Genomic DNA, 25,456 nt, shown 5'->3' on the forward strand with positions numbered 1-25,456 from the left:
CAGTGTTTTATTTTTAAGTTGTGATTTCTGACTAATATCATTATCTTTAACGCACTATTCCTCTAGGAGAATAAGTAAATTTGTAAGCCGAAAAATAAAACCATAATTTATATATAATTAATATCACCTATGAAAAATTTAAAAATTATCCAAGAGTTGCACAATTTGGGGATTACAGGTTACCATGAAGTAGTGTATAATCCTAGTTATGAAGAGCTTTACAAAGCAGAGGTTTCTGACAAGAACAAAGGCTTTGAGAAAGGAGCTCAAACAGAATCAGGAGCGGTAGCTGTTAAAACAGGAATTTTTACAGGGAGATCCCCTAAGGATAGGTACATCGTATTAGATGATATTACTAAAGATACAATACACTGGGACGGTAATGTTAACAGACCTACTTCTCCAGAAGTTTTTGCACATTGTAAAGATTTAGTTCTTAAGCAACTTTCTACATCTAAAAAACTTTATGTGGTAGATGCTTTCTGCGGAACTAACCCTGATACTAGACTTAAAGTAAGATTTGTAATGGAGGTGGCTTGGCAAGCACACTTTGTTACCAATATGTTCATTAGACCATCTGTTCACGAGTTAGAAAACTTCGGAGAGCCTGATTTTGTTGTGATGAACGGTTCTAAAACTACTAACCCTGATTGGGAAAAACAAGGTCTAAACTCTGAAAACTTTGTGATGTTTAACCTTACAGAAAAAATCCAAATCATAGGAGGTACTTGGTACGGTGGAGAGATGAAAAAAGGTATGTTCGCGATGATGAACTACTACCTACCACTTAAAGGTATGGCATCTATGCACTGTTCTGCCAATGTAGGAGAGAAAGGAGATGTAGCGTTATTCTTTGGTCTTTCAGGAACAGGTAAAACAACGCTTTCTGCAGACCCGAAAAGATACCTAATAGGTGATGATGAGCACGGTTGGGATAACAACGGAGTATTCAACTATGAAGGAGGTTGCTACGCTAAAGTTATCGACCTTACAGAGGAGAAAGAACCAGACATCTTTAGAGCAATTAAGAGAGACGCTTTATTAGAGAATGTTGTGGTAAATGAATACGGTGAGATAGATTATAAAGACGGTTCTATTACAGAAAATACTAGAGTTTCTTACCCTATCTATCATATCAATAAGATAGTACTTCCTTCTAAAGCAGGACATGCTAGCAAGATTATATATCTATCAGCTGATGCTTTTGGAGTATTACCTCCAGTATCTATACTTTCAGAAGACCAAGCACAATATCACTTCTTGTGTGGATATACTTCTAAGTTAGCAGGAACAGAGAGAGGTATCACAGAACCTACACCTTCGTTTTCGCCAGCGTTTGGGGAAGCATTCCTTACTTTACACCCAACAATGTACTCTAAAACATTGATTAGTAAAATGAAAGAGCACGGTGCTAAGGCTTATTTAGTAAACACTGGGTGGAATGGTACAGGTAAGAGAATTTCATTAAAAGATACAAGAGCTATCATTGATGCTATTTTAGATGGTTCTATAGATAATGCTCTTAAGAGCGTAGTTCCTGTAATGAATTTAGAAATTCCTACTTCGTTACCTAATGTTTCTGAAGGTATCCTAGACCCAAGAGATACTTATGCTACACCAGCAGAATGGGAAGAAAAAGCAAAATCTCTAGCAGCTAAGTATATTAAGAATTTTGAACAATATACAGATACTGAAGAAGGTAAGAGATTAGTAGCGGCAGGACCTCAGTTATAATCTTACTGAAAATATTTTGAATAAAATAGAGTGCTAATTTAATTTGGCACTCTATTTTCTTATCACAAGGTATCAATAGGTAATTATAATATGTTAAAGTTTGTTAATACACATTGTAATAAGAAATCTCTAATTACCTTTGCCCACTGAAATGAAAAAGTATTTAGCCCTTTTATTAGTAGTTTTGATTACTTTATTTTCCTCTTGGAAAATAGAGGCAAACTCTATGAAGTTACCACTTGGTAAAGAGGTAGGTACAACATTGGCTAAATTTTCTAAAAAGCATACATCTCTTATTGAGAAAGATTTATCTGAGGATACGGCTAGCTTAATAGCTTCTTTAAACGAGATAGATGAAGACTTTAGTTCTATTATTTCTAGTATTATTAAGGAAGTTATTTTTTATTTCATACTCTCTATAGCTCTCTTTAAGGTAGCTAAAATACTGTACAGAGACACTTCTGTTTTTTCCTATCTAAAGGTAAAACGCTATATTTTCATTCGTTCTATTAGAATTTGATTTGTTTTTTTATTGCAAAATTATGGTGTATCTCTGCTTATAGTCAATAGTTTAGATGCATTAATCTCTTATCAAATTATGGTTTGGTAAGTACTACAATTTTCTAATGACTTAACAAATTAACGAAATGAATAAAATCACACTTTTATCAGTACTAATAATTTTAAATCTATCCTCTTGCAAATCAGAAGATAAAGATAAAAAAGAGGAGATGCCTGTTTATCCTGTAACTCAACCTCTAAAAATGGATACCAATATATCCAAAGATTTTGTAGCTCAAATACAATCCCAAAAAAACATAGAAGTAAGAGCTCAAGGAAAGGGGTTTTTGGATAAAATCTATGTAGACGAAGGTCAGTATGTTAAAGCAGGACAAGTTCTGTTCAGAATAATGCCACAAGTCTATGAGGCTGAATTCATGAAAACAAGAGCTGAGGTAGAACAAGCTAGAATAGAATACCAAAACGCAAGTATTTTGGCTGGGAATAATATTGTTTCCAAAAATGAAAAAGCTTTGGCTAAAGCTAAACTAGATGCCGCGAGTGCAGAAATGAGAATGGCTCAGTTACATTTGTCTTTTACCACTATCAGAGCACCATTTTCTGGGGTTATCAATAGAATTCCTCTCAAATTAGGAAGTCTTATAGAAGAAGGAGATTTATTAACGAGTCTTTCAGATAATACCAATGTCTATGCTTATTTTAATGTTTCTGAACCAGAATATTTGAGTTATCAAACCAATGCTGATGAGAGAAGCAAGCAGCAAGTAACTCTAGTTATGGCAAATGGTCAAGAGCACCCAGAGAAAGGTTTTATCCAAAATATAGAAGGAGAGTTTAATAACGAAACAGGTAACATAGCCTTCCGTGCTAAGTTTCCTAACTCGGATTTGCTTTTAAGAAACGGACAAACAGGAAAAGTAAGAATGGAGATTCCTGTGAAGAATGCACTTATTATCCCACAAAAGGCAACCTATGAAATTCAGGATCAGAAATATGTTTTTGTTGTAGATAAGAATGGTAAAGTAGAATCTAAAAATATTAAAGTTACTTATTCTTTACCAGATATTTATGTGGTAAGTTCAGGGCTTTCTGCAGGTGACAAAATATTATTAGAAGGAGTACAAAAGGTAAGAGATAATGATGTTGTAAAAACTCAGTTTCAAAATCCTAAAGAGATATTAAAAACTCTAAAACTTAATGCCAACTAAAATATTAAGCTATGTTTAAAACATTCATAAAGAGACCTGTACTATCAATAGTAATTTCTCTTATCATAGTATTTTTGGGGGTATTATCTTTATTAAGCTTACCTATTACCCAATTTCCGTCTATCTCGCCACCTAAAGTAAATATTACGGCAGAATATCCAGGTGCCAATAATGAACTTTTGGTAAAATCAGTAGTAATCCCTTTAGAACAAGCTCTAAATGGGGTGCAAGGTATGAAATACATTACCTCTGATGCAGGGAATGATGGGGTAGCCTCCATACAAGTAGTTTTTAATTTGGGTACAGACCCTAACTTAGCTGCTGTAAATGTGCAGAATAGAGTTTCTTCAGCCATTAACAAATTACCTCCTTTGGTGGTACGAGAAGGGGTTAAAATTACGAGAGAAGAACCTAATATGCTGATGTATGTTAATCTCTATAGTGATGACCCTAAAGCCGACCAAAAGTTTTTATTCAATTATGCAGATATTAACATTCTTCCAGAGTTAAGAAGGGTTAATGGTGTTGGGTTTGCTGATATACTTGGAACCAGAGAGTATGCGATGCGTATTTGGCTAAAACCTGATAGGCTTACTGCATATAATATTTCTACTGATGAGGTGATGGAAGCGCTTAGTTCTCAAAGTTTAGAAGCTTCTCCAGGTAGAACAGGAGAAAGTTCTGGGAAGCGTTCACAAGCATTTGAGTATGTACTAAAGTATCCTGGGCGTTTTGATAATGAAAAAGACTATGGTAATATCATTGTAAAAGCAAATTCTAATGGAGAGTTTGTGAGATTGAAAGATGTAGCAGATGTAGAATTCGGAAGTTCAATGTATGATATTTACTCTACTCTTAATGGTAAACCTTCTGCAGCAATTACAATTAAGCAATCTTATGGTTCTAATGCCAGTGAGGTAATTAAAAATGTAAAAACACTGTTAGAAGAACTCAATAAGACCTCTTTCCCTAAAGGAATGCATTATGAGATAAGTTATGATGTTTCTCGTTTCTTAGACGCCTCTATGGAGAAGGTAGTTCATACCTTATTCGAAGCCTTTGTATTAGTAGGGATAGTTGTTTTTATCTTTTTGGGTGATTGGCGTTCCACACTTATACCGGCGTTGGCAGTACCAGTGTCTTTAATAGGTGCTTTTGCAGTGATGTCCTCCTTTGGGATAACGGTAAATATGATTACCCTTTTTGCATTGGTGATGGCGATAGGTGTGGTAGTAGATGATGCCATTGTTGTTATAGAAGCTGTACACGCAAAGATGGAAGAAAAGCACTTATCACCACTGGAAGCTACGCAAGAAGCAATGGGAGAAATAAGTGGAGCTATTATAGCAATTACTTTGGTTATGGCAGCGGTATTTATTCCTGTGGCGTTTATGAGTGGTCCTGTAGGAGTATTTTATCGACAGTTTTCTATCACTATGGCATCGTCTATTATACTTTCTGGGATAGTAGCTCTTACACTTACGCCAGCATTATGTGCTTTAATTCTTAAAAATAATCATGGTAAAGAGAGAAAGAAGACGCCTATCAATAGATTTATAGATGGGTTTAATAGAGTATTTGCCAAAGGAACAAAAAGATATGAAAACCTTTTGTATAAGACTGTAAGTAAAAAATGGATTACATTAGGCGGATTATCAGTATTTTGTTTTCTTGTATATTTCCTTAATAATGGGCTTCCGTCAGGATTTATACCTAACGAAGACCAAGGGATGATTTATGCCATTGTGCAAACACCTCCAGGCTCTACCATAGAAAGAACCAACCAACAGGCTCTAAAAATACAGAAAATAGCAGAAGGAATAGATGGGGTAAAATCTGTATCATCATTAGCTGGATATGAAATTTTATCCGAAGGTACAGGGGCTAACTCAGGAACTTGTCTAATCAACCTTAAAAATTGGGACGAAAGAGATAAATCTGCCACTGAAATTATAGAAGAATTAGAGGAAAAATGTAAAGATATAGGAGGTTCTAATATTGAGTTTTTCCAACCACCTTCTATACCAGGTTATGGTGCAGCAGGAGGATTTGAATTGAGATTGCTGGATAAAACAGGAAGTAACGATTATGCCAAAATGGAAGAGGTCAGTCGTAACTTTGTAAAGGAGCTAAGTAAAAGACCAGAACTGGCGTCTGTATTTACATTTTATTCTGCTAGTTTCCCTCAATATATGTTGAGAGTAGATAATGACATTGCAGAACAAAAAGGAGTAAGTATAGGTAATGCAATGGATAATCTATCCACTCTAATAGGGTCTAACTACGAAACAGGATTTATCCGTTTTGGTAAGCCTTATAAGGTTATTGTTCAGGCTGCACCTCAGTACAGAGCTTTACCTCAGGATATTATGAATCTTTATGTTAAAAACGATAAAGAAGAAATGGTACCTTACTCAGATTTTATGCATATGGAGAAAGTTTATGGTATGAGTGAGATTACGAGACATAATATGTACAATTCTGCACAGATAAGTGGCTATCCTTCGGAAGGTTACAGTAGTGGACAAGCCATAGAAGCTATAAAAGAAACAGCAGATAAAACCCTGCCTAGAGGTTATGGGATAGATTGGGCTGGGATATCCAAAGATGAGGTAGGTAGAGGTAATGAGGCGGTTTACATATTTCTAATTTGTTTAGGATTTGTATATCTCATATTATCAGCTCAGTATGAGAGTTTTATTCTCCCATTGCCTGTAATATTGTGCTTACCGGCGGGTATTTTTGGAGCGTTTTTATTCCTTAAACTTTTTGGTTTAGAAAATAATATCTATGCACAAGTTGCCTTAGTAATGTTGATAGGTTTATTGGGTAAAAATGCAGTACTTATAGTAGAATATGCAGTGCAGAGAAAAAATGAAGGAGCTACAATATTGAAAGCGGCTATAGAAGGAGCTGTAACGCGTTTTCGTCCTATTTTAATGACATCTTTTGCATTTATTGCGGGGCTTATTCCTTTGGCTTTGGCAACAGGTCCAGGAGCAATAGGTAATAGAACGATAGGAACTGCAGCGGCAGGAGGTATGTTTATTGGGACAATATTTGGCGTAGTACTTATCCCTGGCTTATATCTTATTTTTGGTAAAATAGCAAGAAAAAATGAGTTGGCAGAATATGAAGACCTTAATCCATTAACAGAAGAAATTGAAGATGAAAACTAAACTAAAATATATATCGTTGGTAGTGGGTAGCTTAGTGCTAGTTAATTGTAAAGCACCAACACCATTACAAGTAAAAGATAATGTAAAAGAGACTCTACCAGAAAGTTATACAAAAGATGAAGTTTCTAATAAAAGTACAGGGACTCCACCTTGGAGAGAATTTTTTACGGATCCTCATTTAGTTTCTTTAATAGAAACGGCTCTTAATAACAATCAAGAGTTACTAATTACATTACAAGAGATAGAAAAAGCCAAAAGTAGTGTAATGTATAGAAACGGAAGATTGCTTCCCTCAGTTTCTGTGGAGGCAGCTGCTGGCGTTAAAAAAGTAGGGCGTTACACTAGTGAAGGTGCAGGAGATGCATCTACACAAATGGAAGAAGGAAAGCCAATTCCAGACCCATTGGGTAATTTTGGAATAGGTTTACAAGCAGATTGGGAGGTGGATATTTGGAATAAACTCAGAACAGAAAAAAAATCTGCAATAGCTCACTATTTAGCTACAGTAGAAGGTAAGAATTTTGTGCTTTCAAGTTTGATAGCAGAAGTGGCACAAAGCTATTATGAACTTTTAGCTTTGGATAGTCAATACTCTTACCTTAAAAAATATATTGAGCTTCAAAGAAAAGCGTTGGAGGTTTCTAAAATTCAGAAACAGGCGGCTGCAACTACAGAGTTATCAGTTAAAAAATTTGAAGCTGAATTAGCAAAATCATCAGCGAATTTATACACAGTTCAGCAAAGCATTTTAGAGAAAGAGAATGACATCAATTTGTTACTAGGAAGATTCTATCAACCTATTCCTCGTTCAAGTGCAGAATTTTTGGATATCGTACCACAGTCTATTAAAACAGGTATTCCTTCGGAGTTACTAGCTAATAGACCAGATGTTAAACAAGCAGAGCTAGAGTTAGAGGCTGCCAAGTTAGATGTAGAAGCTGCTAGAAAAGAATTTTACCCTTCTTTAAATATTACATTTGGAGCTGGTTTAGAAGCTTTTAAGCCGAGTTACTTCACTCATTTTCCAGAGTCTTTAGCTTATAATATAGTGGGAGATTTGGTTGGACCACTAATTAACAAATCAGCGATAAAAGCAAAATTTAATACGGCAAATGCGTCTCAACTACAGGCTTTGTATGAATATAATAAAACGCTCATCAAAGCCTATATGGAAGTTTCTAATAATTTGAATAAAATTAAAAATTACCAACAGTATTTTGACTTAAAACACACTCAAAGCAAAGATTTGGACGAGGCGATAGGGATTTCAAATCTTCTGTTTACTAATGCTAGGGCAGACTATATGGAGGTTTTGATGACACAAAGAGATGCCTTAGATGCTAAAATGGAACTTATAGAAGCTAAAAATACACAGCTAAACGCAACGGTTTACCTCTATAAAAGTTTGGGAGGAGGATGGAAATAAGGCTTAATATTTTTATTATCTTTGCAGGTATAAAATTTAGGCTATGGCACTTATAAAATCTATATCAGGAATTAGAGGTACAATTGGCGGAAAAGTAGATGAAAACTTAACGCCGCTAGATGTCGTAAAGTTTACTTCCGCTTTTGGAACTTGGCTTCAGAATACCAAACAGAAGAAAGACTTGACCTTAGTCTTAGGTCGAGATGCTAGAATTTCTGGAGGTATGGTATCCTCTTTAGTTACAGCCACTTTGCAAGGGTTGGGGATTCATGTTGTAGATTTAGGACTTTCTACTACGCCTACAGTGGAGGTTATGGTGCCAGAGTTGAATGCAGATGGAGGTATCATTCTTACGGCTTCCCATAATCCAAAACAATGGAATGCCCTTAAATTACTTAATGAAAAAGGAGAGTTCATTAGTGGTAAAGATGGAGCTGAGGTACTTTCGATAGCAGAAAGAGAAGATTTTAATTATGCTGATGTGGATAGTTTAGGAAGCTATGAAACTCGTAATGACGCTTTTGATATTCACATCAAAAAAATATTAGCACTACCAATGGTAGATGCACAAGCAGTTAAAGCTAAGAAGTTTAAAGTAGTTTTAGATGCCGTTAATTCTACGGGTGGAATAGCCATTCCACTTCTTTTAGAGGAGTTGGGTTGCGAAGTTGTAAAGCTCTATTGTGAACCTAATGGGCATTTCCCTCATAATCCCGAGCCTTTAAAAGAACATCTTACCGATATATGTGAATTGGTAAAAAAAGAAGGAGCAGATTTAGGAATTGTAGTTGACCCAGATGTAGATAGATTGGCTCTTATAGACGAGAAAGGAGAAATGTTTGGAGAAGAATACACGCTAGTAGCGGTGGCAGATTATCTTTTGAGACATAAAAAAGGAGCAGCTATTTCTAACCTTTCTTCTAGCCGTGCATTGAGAGATGTGGCTCAAAGTTTAGGGGCTTCTTATTTTGCAAGTGCTGTGGGAGAAGTTAATGTAGTTACTTTGATGAAAGAGAAAAATGCAGTAATAGGTGGAGAAGGTAACGGCGGAATTATTTATCCAAATTTACATTATGGTAGAGATTCTTTGGTAGGAGTAGCTTTATTTTTAACTCACTTAGCTAAAGAGAATAAAACAGTATCTGAGCTTAGACAAACCTATCCTGCCTATTTTATGGGTAAAAAGAAGATAGAACTTACACCGGATATCAATGTAGATGCTCTTTTGGAACAAATGACGGAGCGTTATAAAAATGAAGAAATATCCACTGTAGATGGTGTTAAAATAGATTTCCCTAATAATTGGGTACACTTAAGAAAATCTAATACAGAGCCTATCATTAGAATCTATACAGAAGCTCAATCTCAACAAGAAGCAGATGAATTAGCAGATAGAATTATAGAGGAGATTAAAGGTTTGATATAAAGAAGATTAAATAAAGTTAAATTATCTATTGGTTTAGCATTCTTTTTGATAAGGAAAACAACAAAGTTTTAAATTAATTTGGAAGAGTTTTTTGAAAATGAACTGGCAAAGCAGTTCGAAGAAATGATAGAAAATAACGAGGAACGCTACTTCGATACGGATGATTTGGAGGAAATCATCATCCACTATTTGGAGTTGGGTGATACTACCTATGCCGAACTTGCCGTTAATTTTGCATTAAAACTTCATCCTAATTCTTTAGATATTAAGACTAAAAAACTAGAAGTTCTTTTAGAATTACAACAGTATAGGGAAGCTAAAGAGCTTATTAACGAGCTAAAGGAGGCTTCTTTAGAAAATACAGATTTTCTAGTTTGTTGTGCTAAATATTATTCTAATTTAGGTAATCCTAGAAGGGCGATAGATTACTGTCTTAAGGCTTTGACACTGAATGAAGAGGAGAATTTTCTGCATAATTTCATAGCTGATGAATATGTGAATTTAGAAGACCCCTCTAATGCCTTAATACATTATAAAAAAGCCCTTAATCACGACCCTTATGATGATTATGCTTTAGAAAATGTAATGATTTGTTTTTATAAGTTGAATAAAAACGATGATGCTATAAAATTCCTTAATCATTATATAGAAGAATTTCCTTTTTCGGAGACGGCTTGGTTTGAGTATGGTCAGTTTTATTTCAATAGAAAAAACTACGAAGAAGCCATAAGAGGATTTGATTATCTTTTAGCCATTAACTCTAATTCTGTTGGGGTTTATGCCAATAAGGCTGCCTGTTATGAGGCGATGCAAGAGTGGGATAAAGCTGTAGAGGTGTATGAAGAAATGCTAGAGTTAGAATATACCAAAGCGTATACTTACTACAAAATAGGTTTGTGTCATAAGGAAAATAAAAAGCCTTTGCAAGCTCTAAAATCCTTTCAGAAATCTTTAATAGAAGATCCTCAGTTTTACCTTTCTATGATGGAGCAATCTTTCTTATATGAAGAAATGGGACAGATGAAAGAGGCTCTTCACTTCGCTAAAGAGGCTACGGCTCTTAATGATACCAATGTAGATTATCAGAAAAGGTTGGCGTTTTTGTATATAGATTCGGAGCTTTTTGAAGAAAGTCTACCTTGTTTAGAAAAAATGGTAGAGGCAGAACCAGATAGATTTTATAATTGGTATGCCTATACCGAAGTGCTGATGTTGGTGGGACAGTATAATAAAGCTTTAGAAACCTTACAAAAAGCTATTTCTTTACATAAAGATAGAGCAGAGTTTTACTATCAAATGAGTAATGTGCTGTTTAATCTCGGTAAAGAGGAAGAAGCTAGAGACTATTTGGCTACGGCATTAGTAATGGAGCCAAGTCTAGCACAAGATATGTTACAAAAATACCCTTTTATCCGAGATGAAGTGAAAAGGGTAAAAGCTAATAAGAAAGAAAGCTAGAGGCTTTTTCTTATTGGTTTTAGTAGTTCTTCTAATCCATTAATTTTAATTTCATAAACGGTGGCTAGTTGCATTCCTAATTTATTCTTAGGGAAACCACCTTTTCTCATAAACCACTCTAAATAGGCTATGGGGAGGTCTGCCAAGATGTAGTTTTTATATTTGCCAAAAGGCATTTTAGTAAGGCATATTTCCCTCAGAATTTCAGGATTCATTGGTGGTAGAGTTTGTATTATTTTCTTCAACATCTTCTGTAGTAGCTATGCCTGCGAGAGCTTCTTCACCACAGTCAATAACTACATTTTCGTCATCAGAAAACTCATCTCTATATATTTGTATTAGAAGTAAAGTTACGGAGACTAAAATAGGTCCAAATACCAATCCCATAAAACCAAAAAGATTCATTCCTAAGATGATACCAAATACTGTATTAAGAGGGTGTATATCTTCTAATTTTTTGAGTAATGTAAACCTTAATACATTATCTATAAATCCTACTACAATTAGACAGTAGATAGTTAAACCTATACCTGATACAGTATCTCCTTCAGCAATCATAAATATAGCTACAGGGACATAGATAATAGCACCTCCAACAATAGGTATCATAGATGCAATGGTTGTGAGAGCAAATAAAAGTATAACGCTAGGAGCTCCAAAGATAAGATAGCCTACTAATGCGGCAAGTCCTTGTCCAAAAGCTACAACTGGAATACCTATAGCGTTAGCTATAATCATTTTTCTTATTTTTTCACTGATAAGGTTAACATTGGTTTTCTTCAGAGGTGCAGCATTGGTTAGAATGCGTTCAAAGATTCTAGGTTTTACCAACATAAAATATAGTAAGAAATAAGCAGAAGCAATTATGGTAACGGTGTTAAGTGTACTACTTAGAATAAAAGTAGATAGTTGTCCTGCAGTTTCTTTTACCTTATCCAAATTTTCTTTACTAAGGATATCTATTTTTGTTTCAGAAAGTATATAAGAGTGTATTTTATCTAGAAAATCATTAAATTTTTCCATATAGGCTTGGGCATTACCTAACTTTTCTATAAGGGTGTCAATTAGAAAGTAAAGTGGTAGAATGAGAATTACTATTGTAGCTAAAATAATTACTAGCGCGGAAATCCAAGGCTTCCAATTTTTTTTCTCAATGAGGTAAAGGTTATATTTTCTTGAGATTACATAAAGCGTTATAGCACCTAGTAAAGAAGGTATAAACATTGCTAACTGATAGGCCATCAATATAAATAATGTTGTAATAACGATGATAAGAGCTATTTGCTTAATTTTAGTATTGCTTATAGCTTCACTGTATTTGTTGTTATCCATTATATTTTAGTTTATGTTGTTGTTTTATGGTTGATGTATTACTTTAATTTTAAAAATCTGTTTATATAGGGTATAAATCATCGCATTCCAAAAAGGGAAGGTTAGTAAACCTCCTATACCTAATGCGATAAACCCTGCGTAGCTGAATATAAATGCTACTAAAGTTCCTGCAAATATAGTAGTAAAATTGGTTTTTAAAGCCATAAAATTAAGATGAATACTAGTAAAAATACCTACCCTTAGAAAATACATCAGAGGAGCTGCAAATAGCGTAAGAAATACCCAAAGTATAGGTAAAGGCTGAAGCATTCCTGCGTAAGAATAAATCATAGACCAAAATAGATGATAGCCAAAAAATCTAAAGAAAAAATAGCCATTATAGCCAACAGTTAAATCTGATGCGGAAGGGATTTCTCCTAAATCAATCTTTTTATAAATTTCGTAAAAACCTATATTCAAAGGGTATAATAATGATTTTACGATTATTATAGAAAATACAAAATACTGGAAAGAAGTATTCTCCATCAGCTCCGTTAGAGTTTGGGAAATTATAGTGTAATTTCCAGAAAATAACTTTCGGAAAGATTCCATTTCGGTCTCCAAACCAAAGTAGTTGAAAAGTCCAACAGCGAAAGTCATCAGTAGCCCAAAATACAAAACAGAAAATAGTATTTGGAAGCCTATGGTTTTTTGCCAATAGCCAAAAGCGTCCTGTAAAATCTGGCTGATGTTATTAACTTTATTAAATTCTGGACTAGAACTCATATAATTTATTTTGCACAAAAATAAGCATTCTTTATTTTTGCCAAATGTTTTCTACAGAAAATCAGTTCGCTTTAATGGATAAACTCTCTTTGGAGGGTGTTCCGTTTCTTTTCATCATAGATTTTATGATGACTAAGATAGAAGTATTTACTTTAGAAAATTTTGAACAATCAGGGCTTAAAATAGATTTTCCAAACTTTAAAATAAACTCAACGCCCAACATTCCAAAGCCTCCTCGTTACGATTGGGAAGTATTTCCAGAAACGAAAGAAGAGTATCTTAAAGGTTTTTATATAGTACAAAAACATCTAAAAAAAGGTGATTCTTATTTAACTAATTATACTAGAAAAACCAAGATAAAAACTAATCTTTCGTTGGAAGACATTTTCTATTTCTCTAATGCCAAATATAAAATACTTTATCCCAACCAATTTGTGTGTTTTTCTCCTGAAACTTTTGTGGAGATAAAGAATAATAAAATAGCTACTCACCCAATGAAGGGGACGATAGATGCTTCCTTAGAAAATGCTGCAGAGATTTTAAAAAACGATGTTAAAGAAAAGGCAGAGCATTACACAGTGGTAGATTTGCTTAGAAATGACCTAAGTCAAGTAGCAGATAATGTTGAAGTTAAAGGCTTTCAGAGGATAGATTTTATTAAAACTCAACAGCGAGATTTGTATGCAATGAGTTCCGAGATAGAAGGTATGCTAAAACCTCAATTTAGAAATAAAATAGGAAGTTTAATGCAGAAATTACTTCCTGCAGGCTCTATATTAGGAGCTCCAAAGCCTAAGACAAAAACAATTATATTAGAGGCAGAAGGCTACAATAGAGGTTTCTATACAGGTGTCTGTGGTTGGTTTGATGGGAAGGATTTGGACTCTTGTGTGATGATAAGATTTATAGAAGCAGAAGGAGAAACTCTATTTTTTAAGAGTGGCGGAGGTATTACTCACTTAAGCAATCCCGATGATGAGTATCAAGAAATGAAAAACAAAATTTATGTGCCAATTTATTGAAAGTATTTGTTGGGAATATGGTAAGTTCTACTTGGTTGATTTACACCAAAAAAGAGTAAATAGTTCTTTTCAGAGGTTTAACAGAAGCTCGGCTATTGATTTGAGAGAAATTCTTAGAAGTGTGGAGGTTAAAACTCCACAGAAGCATAAAATAAGAGTGGTCTATGATTTAGAAGGATATTATGAGGTAGAAGCTTTTCCGTATCAACCGCCTATATTTACCTCTTTTGAAATAGTAGAAGCTCCCAAAATAGATTATAATCTTAAATATAAAGACAGAGATAGTTTAAACCAACTAAGAGAAAACTCTAATGCTTCGGAGGTAATTATTACTCAAAAAGGATATATTACAGATACTACCTTTTCCAATCTTATTTTCCTTAAAAATGGGGAATGGTTTACTCCAAAATCTTACTTGTTGAATGGTGTTCAGAGACAGAGTTTGCTTCAAAAAAAACAGGTTAAAGAGGTGGAAATAACTTTAGATAATCTATCAGAATATTCTTATTTTAAAATAATTAACGCTATGAATTGTTTTGAAATATCCCCGATGTTTTCAATAGACTTAATAAAATAAAGCCTTGCAATTTCTGTTTAGAGATTTCAAGGCTTTGGGATTGGGTTTAATATGGATTTATTTTTTGAATAGAGATAGAAACAAAGCTCCCATTACTCCTCCATACAGCGTGCTGTTGATAGGCTTAGAGGTAATAGCACAAGTGCCAGTACTACAGCCTACAAACTTCCAATACAGATAGCCACCTACGGCACCTATTATTGCTCCTATAATGCTTAGCTTATGCTTTTTAATAAAATCTATCATTTCTTACTCTACAGGGTCGCTCATTCTACCAACGGCACAGCTTACAAAAGATTTGGCCTTCTTTAGTATAGTATTATTCCCTTTTTCAGGATAGCCTAAACTAGACAATTTATCAACAAGAGATGTACGGTCTATAGTTCCAGTAACTGTAACCGTTTCGGTATCTTTATCTATGGTAATGGTTTCTACATTTTCCATTTTAAGAATGGCCTTTTTTATACTGTTCATACAGCCACCGCATTTTATGTTTTCTACTTCTATGTTGTGGGTTGTTGTGTTGTTTGACATTGCTTTAAACTTTTTTAATTAGGTTAATAAATAATTCCGAATTGGCTCTAGGAGAGATGCTATTGTAGCAAGGCTCTAAAGTTTTTATTTTAAAAAAAGGTTTAAATAAATTTATATATTCATCTGATAATCCGCCAAAAGGAGGTCCTTTATCTTCAAATATTTTATTAAATAAAACTCCTACGAGTTGACCATTTCCTTTAAGCAAAGATAGAACTTTTTTAATATAATCGGTTCTTTTATTAGGGTTTATAGCACAAAAAAAGGTTTGTTCTATAATGAGGTCATATTTGCCGTTATGCCCGAAGAAATCTTCACATATCACTTTGATATGAGGATTTTTGTGGAATTTAATTTTCAAATTATCAACAGCTTTTGGGGCAATATCTATCAGAGTAATATTTTGAAATCCGTTTTCTATGAGGAATTCGGCTTCATAAGCATTGCCACATCCAGGGATTAAAATTTTAGCATCTTTGTTAGGATATTGCTTCATATAATCCACAATAGGAGGAGAGGCGAAACCTATGTCCCACCCTATTTTATTTTCTTCCCATCTATCGTTCCAATAATTTTGGTTCAAAGACACTGTTTTTAATGTTATTGATTTTTAAATTAGCATTAAATATGCCAAAAGAATCATTTTTAAGATTAAATCCCCTTTATTCAACTGACTTTTTTCTCTTTTTTATAAAATCGGTAGGGCGTATGCCATTAATTTCTAAAAATAAGTCTGAGAAGTTTTGCCTTGATTGAATGCCACATTTTTCAGCTAGTGAATCAATGGTGTAATTAAGATATCGTTTGTCATTGAATAACAAATGAGTAATGTAGTTGATGCGTAGTTCAGAAATGTATCTATTAAAATTAGTATGGCGAGTTTCACTAATCACTTGGGATAAATATTTAGAGTTAGTGTTGAATTTTTTGGATAGCTTAGAAAGGGTAATTCCTTTTTCGGTAAAACCTTGATAATGTTCAAAGTTTTCTAGTTGGGATACAATTTTATCAAAGATTTTTTGATCTATATTGGGTTTTTCAGAGGAAGTACTTTTGGTAAGATTAATACGCTTTTTATCCTCTATTTTACGCTCTAATTCTAAGTATTTTTTATGAATTTCTTTTTCTTTTTTGCGTCTAAAATACAGTACTATACACAGTGTTAATATAACGCAAGAGCTTATGGTAAGCCACCAATAGCTTTTTTTCTCGAGAGCAGTTTTAGCATCTAATAGTTTTTGGGTATCATATTCTTTATGGATTTTAGAGGAGAGGGTATTGAAATCTTTAGAGAGTACTTTATCTATGCTTAAGAGTTGATTGATATAGTAAAGTTCTTGTTGTGTATCGTTCCGCAGACGAACATCTTTTATGAGGAGTTCGTAATTTTCTCTTAATTCAGGAATTACGAGGCGACTTGTATTGAAAATAGAATCTATCTTTTTGAGATAAAGAATACCCTTATTACGCTGTTTTATATTTAGATAAGACTTACCTAAATAGAGGTAACCAATGCTTTCTCCAGCTATGTCTTTATTCTTTATGATTAAAGGTAATGCTAGTTCTAGCGAAGATATGGTATAATGATATTTCTTCTGATAAAAGTTTGATAAAGCACTAGATTTTGTAAAATAAGCGTGTTCTAGTGAAAAACTTCCCATACCTTTAGTCTCTAATAGACCTACCTTTATAAGAGAATCTGCCTTTTGGTAATTTCCTAATTTTTGGTAACAAACAATAGCTTGGTGCATACTGTTATAGTACCCCTTTTTATGATTGAAAAGAGTATTTTGGGATAATTTTTTACGGATAAATGGTTCAAAAAAGGAAATACACTCTCTGAATTGTTCTAAGGCTTCTTCATAATAGCCCAAGTGACTTTTTATAACACCTATATGGTAGATAATGGTATAGTCTCTATAAGGGTTTTCTTTGTTTTTTTTAGAGTAGTTAAATGCGGTGATATAATCTCTAAGAGCTTTCTTGAAATCTCTATAATAGAAGTAGTATAAACTACCTCTTGCTACATAGGAAGTAACAGTCTTTTCTATATCTGGAGAAAGTTCTGCAGCTATAACAGCACTATCGGCGTATTTTAATTTTACTTTGTCATTAGGATGATAATAGCTGAAATCTAGATAGCCTTCGGCTAATTCTGTATAATTTTTTTCTTTTTTTGCTTTTGCAATATATTGTTTTATATAGGATATAGCAGATATATCATTCTCGTCTAAATGAGAATATTTTGAGCTAATCTCAGAATAAGATTGTGCTGATAGAGACGAAACCTCGATAAGAAGAAATAAAACAAAAAGTCTGTAAAGCATTATTCTAGAGCCAAAAATCATAGATATGAATACTTAAATTTTGCTCAAATTTAAAGAAAAAAGACGATATTGTTTATCTTTTTGTAATACAGGGTTTTAGTGTTTGTTTTAGCTGTCCTAATTCTTGAATTAGGACTTACTTTTCCTAAATTTTGACCATAAAATATTGTATGAATAAAAAAGGCTTTTTAGCTTTGGAAAGTGGGAAATTTCAAAAAAACAAAGTCATGAGAAACTTAATGAAACTTAGCATGTTGATAGGGGTAGTATTGTTTGTGAAAAGCTGTGAGCAGAGGGAGGATTTCTACGATGATACAAATGTTTTTAGTGTGAAACCTACTACCGTCAGAGTTAATAGACTTTTAAATGAGGAGATTAATGATAGTATTGTAAAATCAGGTAGGGACAGGGGGATTGATAAGAAAAAACAAGTGAAATGGAGTGTAAGGGAGGGCTCAAATGTAGGAAAATAAGTGTAAATTATGGAATTATTATGAATTGATATATCAAGTATTTGTTAGTGCGCAATAATAAAGAAAGATATTCAATATAGCTTGCAAGCGACTACCAATAAGGAGAGTTATGTAGTAAAACTATTTCTCAAAGTATAATTTTAATAATTACTTATTATGAAAAATGCTAAATTAAGACAAGCTTTCATGGATTTAAAACTAAAAAAATCTGTGAGTGATATGGAGGTACTTACTGATACAACAGCGCTTTCAGCTTTAAAAGGAGGTGGGTGTAAATGTCAAGGATGTAGTCCAATGCAGTGTTGTAAACAAGGTAATTCTACAAATCTAGAGATAGATGTAGATGTTACAACGAGGTAAATGCTTGTAAAGTATTATGAGTTCATACTAAACTCATAATACTTTTATTAGTTTTAGCTTTTTTCTCAAGGAAAAAGATGTAAGTGACAATGAAATTAATAGATTTGATAATATATAAATTATGTTTAAACAATCAAAGTATCTTATAAAGTCAGAAGTACCTTTGCAGGAAGGGAATGATTTAGAAGATGAACAAAAAGTTATCCTTTTCTCAACTAGAACAGGTGGAACACTTGTGGTTAAGAAGAAATTGTTGAAGTTATTAGAAGAGAGGGAATGGAGTAAAATATCTAATTATGAGCTACAGAAATTAATAGAAAATAAGGTAATAATTTGTGAAGATGAAGATGAAGAAGATAGTATAATTGCATTTAATATTGCAGACAATACAGCTAATAAATCTTTATCAATGACAATTCAATTAACAGCCAATTGTCAGTTGGGATGTTTTTATTGTGGTCAAGTTCACTCTCCCAATAAAGCATCCAAAAAAGTTGTGAATGAGTCTATAAAGAGAGTTATAGATAAATTAGAGAAAGGTAAATACGAAGCTTTGCATATTACTTGGTATGGGGGAGAGCCTTTATTGGTAGTTGATGATATTGTTAATTATTCTTACGAAATATTATCATTTTGTGCCAAAAATAATATAGAGTACACTTCTGATATAATAACAAATGGACTATTATTAAAGGAAAATACTTTTGAAAAATTAGTTGGAGTTGGTATAACACAATATCAAGTAACATTAGATGGGAATAAAGATACTCATGATAAAAGAAGAATAACTAAAAAAGGAGGCAAATCTTATGAGATAATAAAAAGAAATATTGTAGAAATAGTAAAAAGTAACCTCTATAAAAAGTCTAATTCAAGACTAAATATGAGAATTAATGTTGATAAGACAATGGCACACGGAATAAATTCGCTCATAGATGAAATATATCAAGAAGGGATATTAAATGACATCAATGTTACTTTTGCACCAGTTTTTGATTGGGGAGGAAATGAAGCGGATAAAAATTCATTTACACCTCAAGATTTCGCGGATATGGAAATAGAATGGTTATTAAAACTTTTAGAATTAGGAAAAAAGGATATTAATTTAATTCCTAAAGTTAGGACTTCTTCTTGCATGGTAGATAACATTGATTCAGAAGTGCACGATGCATTTGGTAATATTTACGCATGTTATGAGTATACCTATACTCCAGCTTATTCAGATAAGTCTTTTTTGGAAGGAAATCTTCTAAATTTAGAAAAAGGAGGAAGAAAACTTTCTCCTATAAGAAATTTTAAAAATGATATTTTGAATAGAACTCATTCAAACTGTATAGAATGTATATTCTTTCCTGTGTGTTCGGGAGAATGTCCCAAACAATGGATGAATGGTAAAGTACCTTGTCCTAGCTTTAAATTTAATATGGGGGAACGTTTGTTATTGGAATATTTAATTAAAAAATTAGACTAATGAGGATACTTGAAAAAACATTGGAACAGAGAACCATATTTATAAAAGAAAGAATAGAGAAATATCCCGATTATCATATTTTTTTTAGGATAATAGAAGGAAATTTATTAAATGTATCGGATTCAGATAGAATAATGATGATGATGATGTATGTGAAAACTAGAGAAGCCTTGTCCTATGTTGTTGATAAAAAAGAAGCCTTGGTAAGTTTAATTTTGAGGGAATATGATATTTGTAAAAGTAAGTTATGTTTGGAGGAAAGTAAAAGAATAATGAGATCTATTAAATTACCTTTGGACGCTTTCATACATTATAAAAATAAAGAGTATAGGGATGCTTCCTTAAAGCTACAAAAATCATTAACTGATTACGAGATATTGTTTAATATGGGATGTTATGATGCTATATGGGCTAATTTAGAGCAAAATCTTAATAGAGTGAAAATAGAAATAGATAGGGGAGAATTTGACTTAGCAATGAATATGGTAGAATCTATTTTATTAGAGTTTGGAGGTTTTAAAAGTAAGGGGTTTTGTAGATTGACGGAAGAGATGCTGGCATATTTAAAAATATTATCCACTGAGGAGTTATATGTTAATCTAAATTATGTCATAGATTCTGTCTTCTTCAAAATTAAGAAAAAATATGAGAATAATAGTATCTATATTTCTAAGTATATTGACGTAGTATTGGCTTCGAATATTTACAGTCATTTAAGAGTATTTTTTTTGGAAAATAGAATTGATTTATTTAGTTCAAGTGTAGAATTTCCTAAAACTCTTGAGGCTTATTTCTTTGGCTTAAAAGAATATGATATAAAGTATCCTTATGTAAAGAAATATTTTAAAAATGTATATAAAATCAACCTCAATTAATTTTTTTCCCCAAAAAGATCAAATGGATTGTGGTCCCGCTTGTCTTGCAATGGTGTCAAGATATTTTGGAAGAAGATATTCTATAGAATACCTCAGAGAGAATTCTTTTATTACTCGAGAGGGTGTATCTCTCTTGGGAATTAGTGAAGCAGCTAAAGAGATAGGTATTGAAACACAATCGGTAAAGCTTAGTGTAAGTAAGCTTCTAAAGCAAAGTAAATTGTTCCCTTGTATCCTACATTGGAATCAAAATCATTTTGTTGTTTTATTTGCTACAAGAAAGTCATTTTTTTCTAACAGAATTCGCTTTTGTATTGCTGATCCAGCTCATGGTATTATAACACTTACCCAAGAAAAATTTGAGAAATCATGGCTATCAGATGAAGATAGAGGTGTGGTTTTATTCTTAAGCCCCACAGAAGAATTTTATAAAAAACAACCGCCAAAACAAGAAAAAATATCTATAGGTTATTTATTACACTATTTAAAACCCTATCGGAAGCAATTGAGTATTATATTCTTGCTGTTATTTTTTGGAAGTGGTCTTACACTGATTTTCCCATTCTTAACAGAAGTTCTTATTGATAAAGGGGTTAATGCTAAAGATTTAGAGTTTATTTTTGTCATTTTGCTGGCTCAGTTAGGCGTTTTTTTAGGTGCTATAACTATAGAGATTTTTAGAAACTGGTTGATGCTTTATATTGGTACACACTTAAGTATTAATATTATTTCGGATTTTCTAAAAAAAATGCTTCAACTACCCATCAAGTTTTTTGATACCAAAATGATGGGGGATTTTAATCAGCGTATCCAAGACAATGAGAGAATTGAAAAGTTTCTAACTTCTCAAAGCCTAACGACTTTTTTTTCTATTATTACTTTTTCGGTATTCTTTGGAGTACTATGGTATTATGATTTAAAAATACTTTTAGTATACTTGGTGCTCACTATAATATCTGTAGGGTGGTCTTTCTTTTGGTTGAAGAAAAGAAAAATTTTAGATTATTATAGTTTTCAACAGCGTTCAGAAAATCAAGAGTCTATATATGAGATTCTTAATGGAGTGACTGAAATGAAGCTTAATCAGTTCGAAGAATTTAAGAGAAAGGAATGGGAGCATATTCAAAAAAAGTTATTCCAGCTTAATATTAGAATTCTAAAACTCAATCAAGTCCAATTATCAGGCTTTGAGTTTTTAAATCAACTAAAAAATATTTTGGTTACTTTTTTAGCAGCTAATTATGTAGTAAAAGGAGATATGACTCTAGGAATGTTACTTTCCATATCCTACATTATAGGTCAAATGAACTCTCCTGTCAACCAGTTGGTCAATTTTTTTCGTTCTCTTCAAGATGCTAAACTAAGTTTAGAAAGGCTTAATGAAGTACAAAATAGACCCAACGAAGAGCAAATAGTTCCCTCTTATCTTGAAGGTTTAAAGAAACTTTCTCTGGATTTCAATACCGAAAGAAGTATAGAGTTAAAAAATTTAAGTTTTCAATACGAAGGACCTAAGTCCCCTTTTATATTGAATGATATAAACTTAACGATTCCAAGTGGAAAAATCACTGCTATTGTTGGAGCAAGTGGAAGTGGAAAAACATCGCTTATGAAGTTATTACTACGGTTTTATAAGCCCGTATCGGGAGATATTTTTTACGGGGGAACTAATATATTGGAGCTTTCTCCCCAGAGTATTCGAGAAAATAGTGGTGTAGTTATGCAAGATGGATATATATTTTCTGATACAATAGAGAGAAATATAGCTACAGGAGATGAGATTGTAGATTATGATAGGTTGAAAAAGGCCATTAAAATAGCTAATATAGAGGATTTTATTTATTCTTTGCCATTAGGATTAAAAACAAAAATAGGTGCGTCAGGAAATGGTATTTCAGGAGGGCAAAGACAACGTATTCTAATAGCACGGGCTGTGTATAAAAATCCATATTATATATTTTTTGATGAAGCAACCTCTGCTTTAGATGCTGATAATGAAAAGATTATACATGATAATTTGCAGTCTTTTTTCAAAGGGAAAACTGTGGTTGTCATAGCTCATCGCTTATCAACGGTTAAAAATGCCGATCAAATTATTGTTCTTGACAAAGGGAAAGTTATAGAATTAGGTAACCATCAAGAGCTTGTGGCTAAAAAGGGGAACTATTATCATTTAGTAAAAAATCAATTAGAATTAGGAACCTAAAGAAGCGAAAAATAAAAAATAATGAAAAGAGGAGTTATATTAATTTTATTACATTTACCTGTTTTAAGTTTTACACAAGAACTCAAGACAGATTCTGTTGCAAAAGCTAAGGAAATTCAAGAAGTTATTATTAAATCTCAACGCAAGAAGCAGTATAATGACCACGCTGCCTATACCTTTGATAAAGCAGCTCTGGAGAAAGCTAATAATGCTAAGGATTTGTTGGTAACACTTCCAGAGTTGGTGCACGACCCTATAAATAATTCTACCAAAAGTATCCGTGGAGGAAAAACCTTGTTCCTTATCAATGGTATAGAAGCTACCGAAGCCCAAATAAGGAGTGTTGCCCCAACTAATGTGGTACGAGTGGAGTACTATGATATTCCTCCTGCTCGTTGGGCAAACCGTGCCGATGTGGTTGTAAATATGATTACTAGAAATCCAGAATTAGGCTACTCTTACGGGGCAGATATTACTTCCGCTCTTACTACGGGTTTCTTGAACGGAATGGTCTATGCCAATTATACCAAAGGTAAAAATGATTTTGGACTGGAGTATAGCTTGAATATTAGGGAATATAATGATAGAAGAACAAAAAAAATACTGACATATAATATCAATGGGATACATTATTCTTCTGAAATACTAGGAAGAGATGCATTTGGCTATACGAATCAGGATATAGCATTGCGTTATACCCGTGTAGAGCCAGAGAGATATACTTTCCAAGCCAAGTTTAGTATTTTCCCATTCACTTATCATAATGAAGGAGAGTCTTCTAATCTGTTTACCCAGACAAATATAATGAACAGGCATCAAGTTAAGGATAATTCATCAGAGCAATACACAAGCCCTACGATAGATCTTTACTATTCTAAAAATTTAGGTAAAAAAGATGAGCTGATTTTCAACTTTGTAGGCTCTTATTATAAGACCAATTCTAATCAATATCGTAGAGAATGGAACACCTCTAGTAACACTGAAGTTTTCCTCAATGATATGAAACTAAATTCAATACAAACAGGAGTTGTAGGAGAGGTTGCTCACAGCCATAGGTTTGAAAAAGGTAAATTAACGAATGGTTACCGTTTAACCAATACTAATGTGGATAATCAGCTTAATAATATACTAGGAGCTTCTCAATTTGAAGTAAACTATTTGGAACAGTACTTTTATACAGAGTATAATGGGAAATGGGATAAACTTGGCTATCGTTTGGGTATAGGAGCTAATAATATACAGAATAAAACAACTACTAGTTTTACTAATGACTGGGCATTAACTCCGAAGTTAGTTTTGTCTTATGCTCTGGGGGATAAACAATCTTTTCGTTTCTTCAGCAGCTATAAAAATATAAATCCAAGTGGAGAAATGATGAGTCCTAACTTAGAGCAAACGATGCCTAATTTATTCCGTTCAGGGAATCCAGATTTAAAACCTCAAAGGCAATTTAGGAACCAATTAAATTATTCTTTCAATAGTAAATATTTTGATTTAAATACTATAGGGTTTTATAATAATGTTAGAAATTATTTTGCTCAATTTTATCAAGAAAATTCTAGACTTGGGGGATATGTGCTTAACTACCAAAATATACCATTTTATAGAGAAACGGGAGTAGCTATAATAGGTTCGGTAAAACCTTTTGCTAATGATTTATTAGTGTTACGACTATATCTACAGCCAACTTCTATGTTAATGGAAACGCAGGAAGGAAACAAAACAAAGGTAAGCTATGTTAGGAATAATTTTACGCTGACTTCCAGATATAAACAATGGAGTTTGACCTATCAATTTAATATTCCAGTTTATAGTGTTGGTGGATCTTTTCTTAATACAGAAGAAAATAAGAATGATTTGTTTTTGGCGTATCAGTTAGGAAATTGGAAACTATCTACAGGAATGTATTTTATGGGGGTACCTGCACAATATAAAATGAAAACATTAGATTTTAGTCCAGTACAGAATGAATCTAATACACAAATTTTTGATTGTAAAAATATGTTTGTGCTAGGAGTGTCCTATGATTTTTCTTTAGGGAAGAAGCTACAAATACAAAAGAAACTGGATAATCAGACTAGTGGAGCAGTAACTTTTTAGAGAGGGTTTAAGCCTTAAATCCTCTCTAAAAAAACTATTGATAGGAGGCAAATTACTATCCTCCAATGGCATCTTTTACATTATGCCAAGAGCCTCCGTTAATTACATTTTCTATACCGTTTTGTTGTAGTAGGCTTTTGGCTTGTCCGCTACGCCCACCACTTAGGCAGAAAACCACGATTTTATCTTTTCCTTTAAATTTAGAAATTTGAGAACTTATTTTATCCAAAGGGATATTTACTGCACCTTTAACACTGCCACTAGCAAACTCCGAAGCAGACCTTACATCTACTAGAAAAGCTCCTTGCTCCACTGCTTCTTTTATATCTTGTGAGCTAGTAGATGAAAACATATTTTTAAACATTCCAAACATATAGTTAAATTTTTTAGTTAAACTTTAATTTGATTATTTCTCCGACAAAGGAAGGCTAATCTAGCTTAACTAACTGTAACTTGGGTTA

The 25,456-nt window shown here is 33.0% G+C and carries 23 protein-coding genes; 15 read left to right on the plus strand and 8 right to left on the minus strand.

From position 1 onward, the window contains the following. Nucleotides 1–129: 129 nt before the first annotated feature. The 7 genes from pckA to GXW81_RS01275 all read left to right on the plus strand — a co-directional run bounded on the left by pckA (nucleotide 130) and on the right by GXW81_RS01275 (nucleotide 10,953). Complete coding sequence (gene pckA / locus GXW81_RS01245) at nucleotides 130–1,734, plus strand: phosphoenolpyruvate carboxykinase (ATP) (RefSeq protein WP_161530855.1); 1,605 nt, start codon at nucleotides 130–132, stop codon at nucleotides 1,732–1,734. 226 nt (nucleotides 1,735–1,960) lie between these two features. Beyond that, nucleotides 1,961–2,254, plus strand: a complete 294-nt coding sequence (locus GXW81_RS01250) for a hypothetical protein (protein WP_229578783.1) — start codon at nucleotides 1,961–1,963, stop codon at nucleotides 2,252–2,254. Between the two features lie 127 nt (nucleotides 2,255–2,381). Continuing rightward, nucleotides 2,382–3,464 (plus strand): efflux RND transporter periplasmic adaptor subunit, encoded by a 1,083-nt coding sequence (locus GXW81_RS01255; protein ID WP_161530856.1) that lies wholly within the window; start codon nucleotides 2,382–2,384, stop codon nucleotides 3,462–3,464. Between the two features lie 11 nt (nucleotides 3,465–3,475). Continuing rightward, nucleotides 3,476–6,643, plus strand: coding sequence for an efflux RND transporter permease subunit (locus GXW81_RS01260; RefSeq protein WP_161530857.1), 3,168 nt, complete (start codon nucleotides 3,476–3,478; stop codon nucleotides 6,641–6,643). Continuing rightward, entirely contained in the window at nucleotides 6,633–8,069 is a 1,437-nt protein-coding gene (locus GXW81_RS01265) for a TolC family protein (protein WP_161530858.1), read from the plus strand. Before GXW81_RS01260 ends, GXW81_RS01265 begins: the two co-directional genes overlap by 11 nt. Nucleotides 8,070–8,112: 43 nt before the next feature. Further along, nucleotides 8,113–9,495 carry a phosphoglucosamine mutase gene (glmM, locus tag GXW81_RS01270; RefSeq protein ID WP_161530859.1) on the plus strand — a complete coding sequence of 461 codons (1,383 nt, stop codon included), beginning with the start codon at nucleotides 8,113–8,115 and terminating at the stop codon, nucleotides 9,493–9,495. A 78-nt stretch (nucleotides 9,496–9,573) separates the two neighbouring features. Beyond that, nucleotides 9,574–10,953 carry a tetratricopeptide repeat protein gene (locus GXW81_RS01275; protein WP_161530860.1) on the plus strand — a complete coding sequence of 460 codons (1,380 nt, stop codon included), beginning with the start codon at nucleotides 9,574–9,576 and terminating at the stop codon, nucleotides 10,951–10,953. Here GXW81_RS01275 and GXW81_RS01280 read toward each other — a convergent pair. From GXW81_RS01280 to GXW81_RS01290, 3 genes are read right to left on the minus strand one after another with little or no spacing between them, the layout of a single operon-like run. After that, nucleotides 10,950–11,168 carry a DUF3820 family protein gene (locus GXW81_RS01280; RefSeq protein ID WP_161530861.1) on the minus strand — a complete coding sequence of 73 codons (219 nt, stop codon included), beginning with the start codon at nucleotides 11,166–11,168 and terminating at the stop codon, nucleotides 10,950–10,952. The two genes, GXW81_RS01275 and GXW81_RS01280, sit on opposite strands and share 4 nt — an antisense overlap. Beyond that, nucleotides 11,158–12,285 (minus strand): AI-2E family transporter, encoded by a 1,128-nt coding sequence (locus tag GXW81_RS01285; protein ID WP_161530862.1) that lies wholly within the window; start codon nucleotides 12,283–12,285, stop codon nucleotides 11,158–11,160. The genes GXW81_RS01280 and GXW81_RS01285 overlap by 11 nt, the downstream gene beginning before the upstream one ends. Nucleotides 12,286–12,309: 24 nt before the next feature. After that, nucleotides 12,310–13,050: a hypothetical protein gene (locus GXW81_RS01290; RefSeq protein WP_161530863.1), complete on the minus strand. Its 741-nt coding sequence runs from the start codon at nucleotides 13,048–13,050 to the stop codon at nucleotides 12,310–12,312. 44 nt (nucleotides 13,051–13,094) lie between these two features. Between GXW81_RS01290 and GXW81_RS01295 the strand changes: the two genes are divergently transcribed. After that, nucleotides 13,095–14,072, plus strand: coding sequence for an aminodeoxychorismate synthase component I (locus GXW81_RS01295; RefSeq protein ID WP_161530864.1), 978 nt, complete (start codon nucleotides 13,095–13,097; stop codon nucleotides 14,070–14,072). Next, entirely contained in the window at nucleotides 14,056–14,649 is a 594-nt protein-coding gene (locus GXW81_RS01300; RefSeq protein WP_161530865.1) for an aminotransferase class IV, read from the plus strand. Before GXW81_RS01295 ends, GXW81_RS01300 begins: the two co-directional genes overlap by 17 nt. A gap of 57 nt (nucleotides 14,650–14,706) precedes the next feature. Here GXW81_RS01300 and GXW81_RS01305 read toward each other — a convergent pair whose 3' ends face one another. The 4 genes from GXW81_RS01305 to GXW81_RS01320 all read right to left on the minus strand — a co-directional run bounded on the left by GXW81_RS01305 (nucleotide 14,707) and on the right by GXW81_RS01320 (nucleotide 17,531). After that, entirely contained in the window at nucleotides 14,707–14,895 is a 189-nt protein-coding gene (locus GXW81_RS01305; protein ID WP_161530866.1) for a DUF6132 family protein, read from the minus strand. A gap of 3 nt (nucleotides 14,896–14,898) precedes the next feature. Further along, on the minus strand, nucleotides 14,899–15,183 hold the full coding sequence (locus GXW81_RS01310; RefSeq protein WP_161530867.1) for a heavy-metal-associated domain-containing protein: 285 nt from the start codon (nucleotides 15,181–15,183) through the stop codon (nucleotides 14,899–14,901). A 4-nt stretch (nucleotides 15,184–15,187) separates the two neighbouring features. Next, the gene (locus GXW81_RS01315; protein ID WP_161530868.1) at nucleotides 15,188–15,772 is read right to left on the minus strand and encodes a methyltransferase domain-containing protein; all 585 of its coding nucleotides are present in this window, start codon (nucleotides 15,770–15,772) and stop codon (nucleotides 15,188–15,190) included. Between the two features lie 73 nt (nucleotides 15,773–15,845). Continuing rightward, nucleotides 15,846–17,531 (minus strand): AraC family transcriptional regulator, encoded by a 1,686-nt coding sequence (locus GXW81_RS01320; protein ID WP_161530869.1) that lies wholly within the window; start codon nucleotides 17,529–17,531, stop codon nucleotides 15,846–15,848. Nucleotides 17,532–17,680: 149 nt separating this feature from the next. Here GXW81_RS01320 and GXW81_RS01325 point away from each other — a divergent pair, with 149 nt between their 5' ends. From GXW81_RS01325 to GXW81_RS01350, 6 genes are all read left to right on the plus strand, one after another. Continuing rightward, entirely contained in the window at nucleotides 17,681–17,983 is a 303-nt protein-coding gene (locus GXW81_RS01325; RefSeq protein ID WP_161530870.1) for a hypothetical protein, read from the plus strand. A gap of 186 nt (nucleotides 17,984–18,169) precedes the next feature. Continuing rightward, on the plus strand, nucleotides 18,170–18,343 hold the full coding sequence (locus GXW81_RS01330) for a hypothetical protein (protein WP_153926603.1): 174 nt from the start codon (nucleotides 18,170–18,172) through the stop codon (nucleotides 18,341–18,343). Nucleotides 18,344–18,464: 121 nt separating this feature from the next. After that, nucleotides 18,465–19,814: a radical SAM/SPASM domain-containing protein gene (locus GXW81_RS01335; protein WP_161530871.1), complete on the plus strand. Its 1,350-nt coding sequence runs from the start codon at nucleotides 18,465–18,467 to the stop codon at nucleotides 19,812–19,814. Beyond that, on the plus strand, nucleotides 19,814–20,689 hold the full coding sequence (locus tag GXW81_RS01340; protein ID WP_161530872.1) for a hypothetical protein: 876 nt from the start codon (nucleotides 19,814–19,816) through the stop codon (nucleotides 20,687–20,689). Before GXW81_RS01335 ends, GXW81_RS01340 begins: the two co-directional genes overlap by 1 nt. After that, nucleotides 20,664–22,895, plus strand: coding sequence for a peptidase domain-containing ABC transporter (locus GXW81_RS01345; protein WP_161530873.1), 2,232 nt, complete (start codon nucleotides 20,664–20,666; stop codon nucleotides 22,893–22,895). Before GXW81_RS01340 ends, GXW81_RS01345 begins: the two co-directional genes overlap by 26 nt. Nucleotides 22,896–22,916: 21 nt before the next feature. Beyond that, the gene (locus GXW81_RS01350) at nucleotides 22,917–24,995 is read left to right on the plus strand and encodes a TonB-dependent siderophore receptor (RefSeq protein ID WP_161530874.1); all 2,079 of its coding nucleotides are present in this window, start codon (nucleotides 22,917–22,919) and stop codon (nucleotides 24,993–24,995) included. Between the two features lie 55 nt (nucleotides 24,996–25,050). Here the strand turns inward: GXW81_RS01350 and GXW81_RS01355 are convergent, their stop codons facing one another. Further along, complete coding sequence (locus GXW81_RS01355; protein ID WP_161530875.1) at nucleotides 25,051–25,368, minus strand: rhodanese-like domain-containing protein; 318 nt, start codon at nucleotides 25,366–25,368, stop codon at nucleotides 25,051–25,053. Between the last annotated feature and the right edge of the window lie 88 nt (nucleotides 25,369–25,456).

Origin of the sequence: Riemerella anatipestifer (assembly GCF_009932355.1) — a bacterium.
In the GTDB taxonomy this organism is placed as follows: domain Bacteria; phylum Bacteroidota; class Bacteroidia; order Flavobacteriales; family Weeksellaceae; genus Riemerella; species Riemerella anatipestifer_E.

Coding starts and splice junctions, on each gene's coding strand:
- GXW81_RS01350 (WP_161530874.1), top strand. CDS start 22,917: ATGAAAAGAGGAGTTATATTAATTTTATTACATTTACCTGTTTTAAGT.
- GXW81_RS01290 (WP_161530863.1), bottom strand. CDS start 13,050: ATGAGTTCTAGTCCAGAATTTAATAAAGTTAATAACATCAGCCAGATT.
- glmM (WP_161530859.1), top strand. CDS start 8,113: ATGGCACTTATAAAATCTATATCAGGAATTAGAGGTACAATTGGCGGA.
- GXW81_RS01300 (WP_161530865.1), top strand. CDS start 14,056: ATGTGCCAATTTATTGAAAGTATTTGTTGGGAATATGGTAAGTTCTAC.
- GXW81_RS01305 (WP_161530866.1), bottom strand. CDS start 14,895: ATGATAGATTTTATTAAAAAGCATAAGCTAAGCATTATAGGAGCAATA.
- pckA (WP_161530855.1), top strand. CDS start 130: ATGAAAAATTTAAAAATTATCCAAGAGTTGCACAATTTGGGGATTACA.
- GXW81_RS01265 (WP_161530858.1), top strand. CDS start 6,633: ATGAAAACTAAACTAAAATATATATCGTTGGTAGTGGGTAGCTTAGTG.
- GXW81_RS01260 (WP_161530857.1), top strand. CDS start 3,476: ATGTTTAAAACATTCATAAAGAGACCTGTACTATCAATAGTAATTTCT.
- GXW81_RS01285 (WP_161530862.1), bottom strand. CDS start 12,285: ATGGATAACAACAAATACAGTGAAGCTATAAGCAATACTAAAATTAAG.
- GXW81_RS01340 (WP_161530872.1), top strand. CDS start 19,814: ATGAGGATACTTGAAAAAACATTGGAACAGAGAACCATATTTATAAAA.
- GXW81_RS01325 (WP_161530870.1), top strand. CDS start 17,681: ATGAATAAAAAAGGCTTTTTAGCTTTGGAAAGTGGGAAATTTCAAAAA.
- GXW81_RS01250 (WP_229578783.1), top strand. CDS start 1,961: ATGAAGTTACCACTTGGTAAAGAGGTAGGTACAACATTGGCTAAATTT.
- GXW81_RS01345 (WP_161530873.1), top strand. CDS start 20,664: ATGTATATAAAATCAACCTCAATTAATTTTTTTCCCCAAAAAGATCAA.
- GXW81_RS01255 (WP_161530856.1), top strand. CDS start 2,382: ATGAATAAAATCACACTTTTATCAGTACTAATAATTTTAAATCTATCC.
- GXW81_RS01320 (WP_161530869.1), bottom strand. CDS start 17,531: ATGATTTTTGGCTCTAGAATAATGCTTTACAGACTTTTTGTTTTATTT.
- GXW81_RS01310 (WP_161530867.1), bottom strand. CDS start 15,183: ATGTCAAACAACACAACAACCCACAACATAGAAGTAGAAAACATAAAA.
- GXW81_RS01330 (WP_153926603.1), top strand. CDS start 18,170: ATGGATTTAAAACTAAAAAAATCTGTGAGTGATATGGAGGTACTTACT.
- GXW81_RS01335 (WP_161530871.1), top strand. CDS start 18,465: ATGTTTAAACAATCAAAGTATCTTATAAAGTCAGAAGTACCTTTGCAG.
- GXW81_RS01355 (WP_161530875.1), bottom strand. CDS start 25,368: ATGTTTGGAATGTTTAAAAATATGTTTTCATCTACTAGCTCACAAGAT.
- GXW81_RS01295 (WP_161530864.1), top strand. CDS start 13,095: ATGTTTTCTACAGAAAATCAGTTCGCTTTAATGGATAAACTCTCTTTG.
- GXW81_RS01280 (WP_161530861.1), bottom strand. CDS start 11,168: ATGAATCCTGAAATTCTGAGGGAAATATGCCTTACTAAAATGCCTTTT.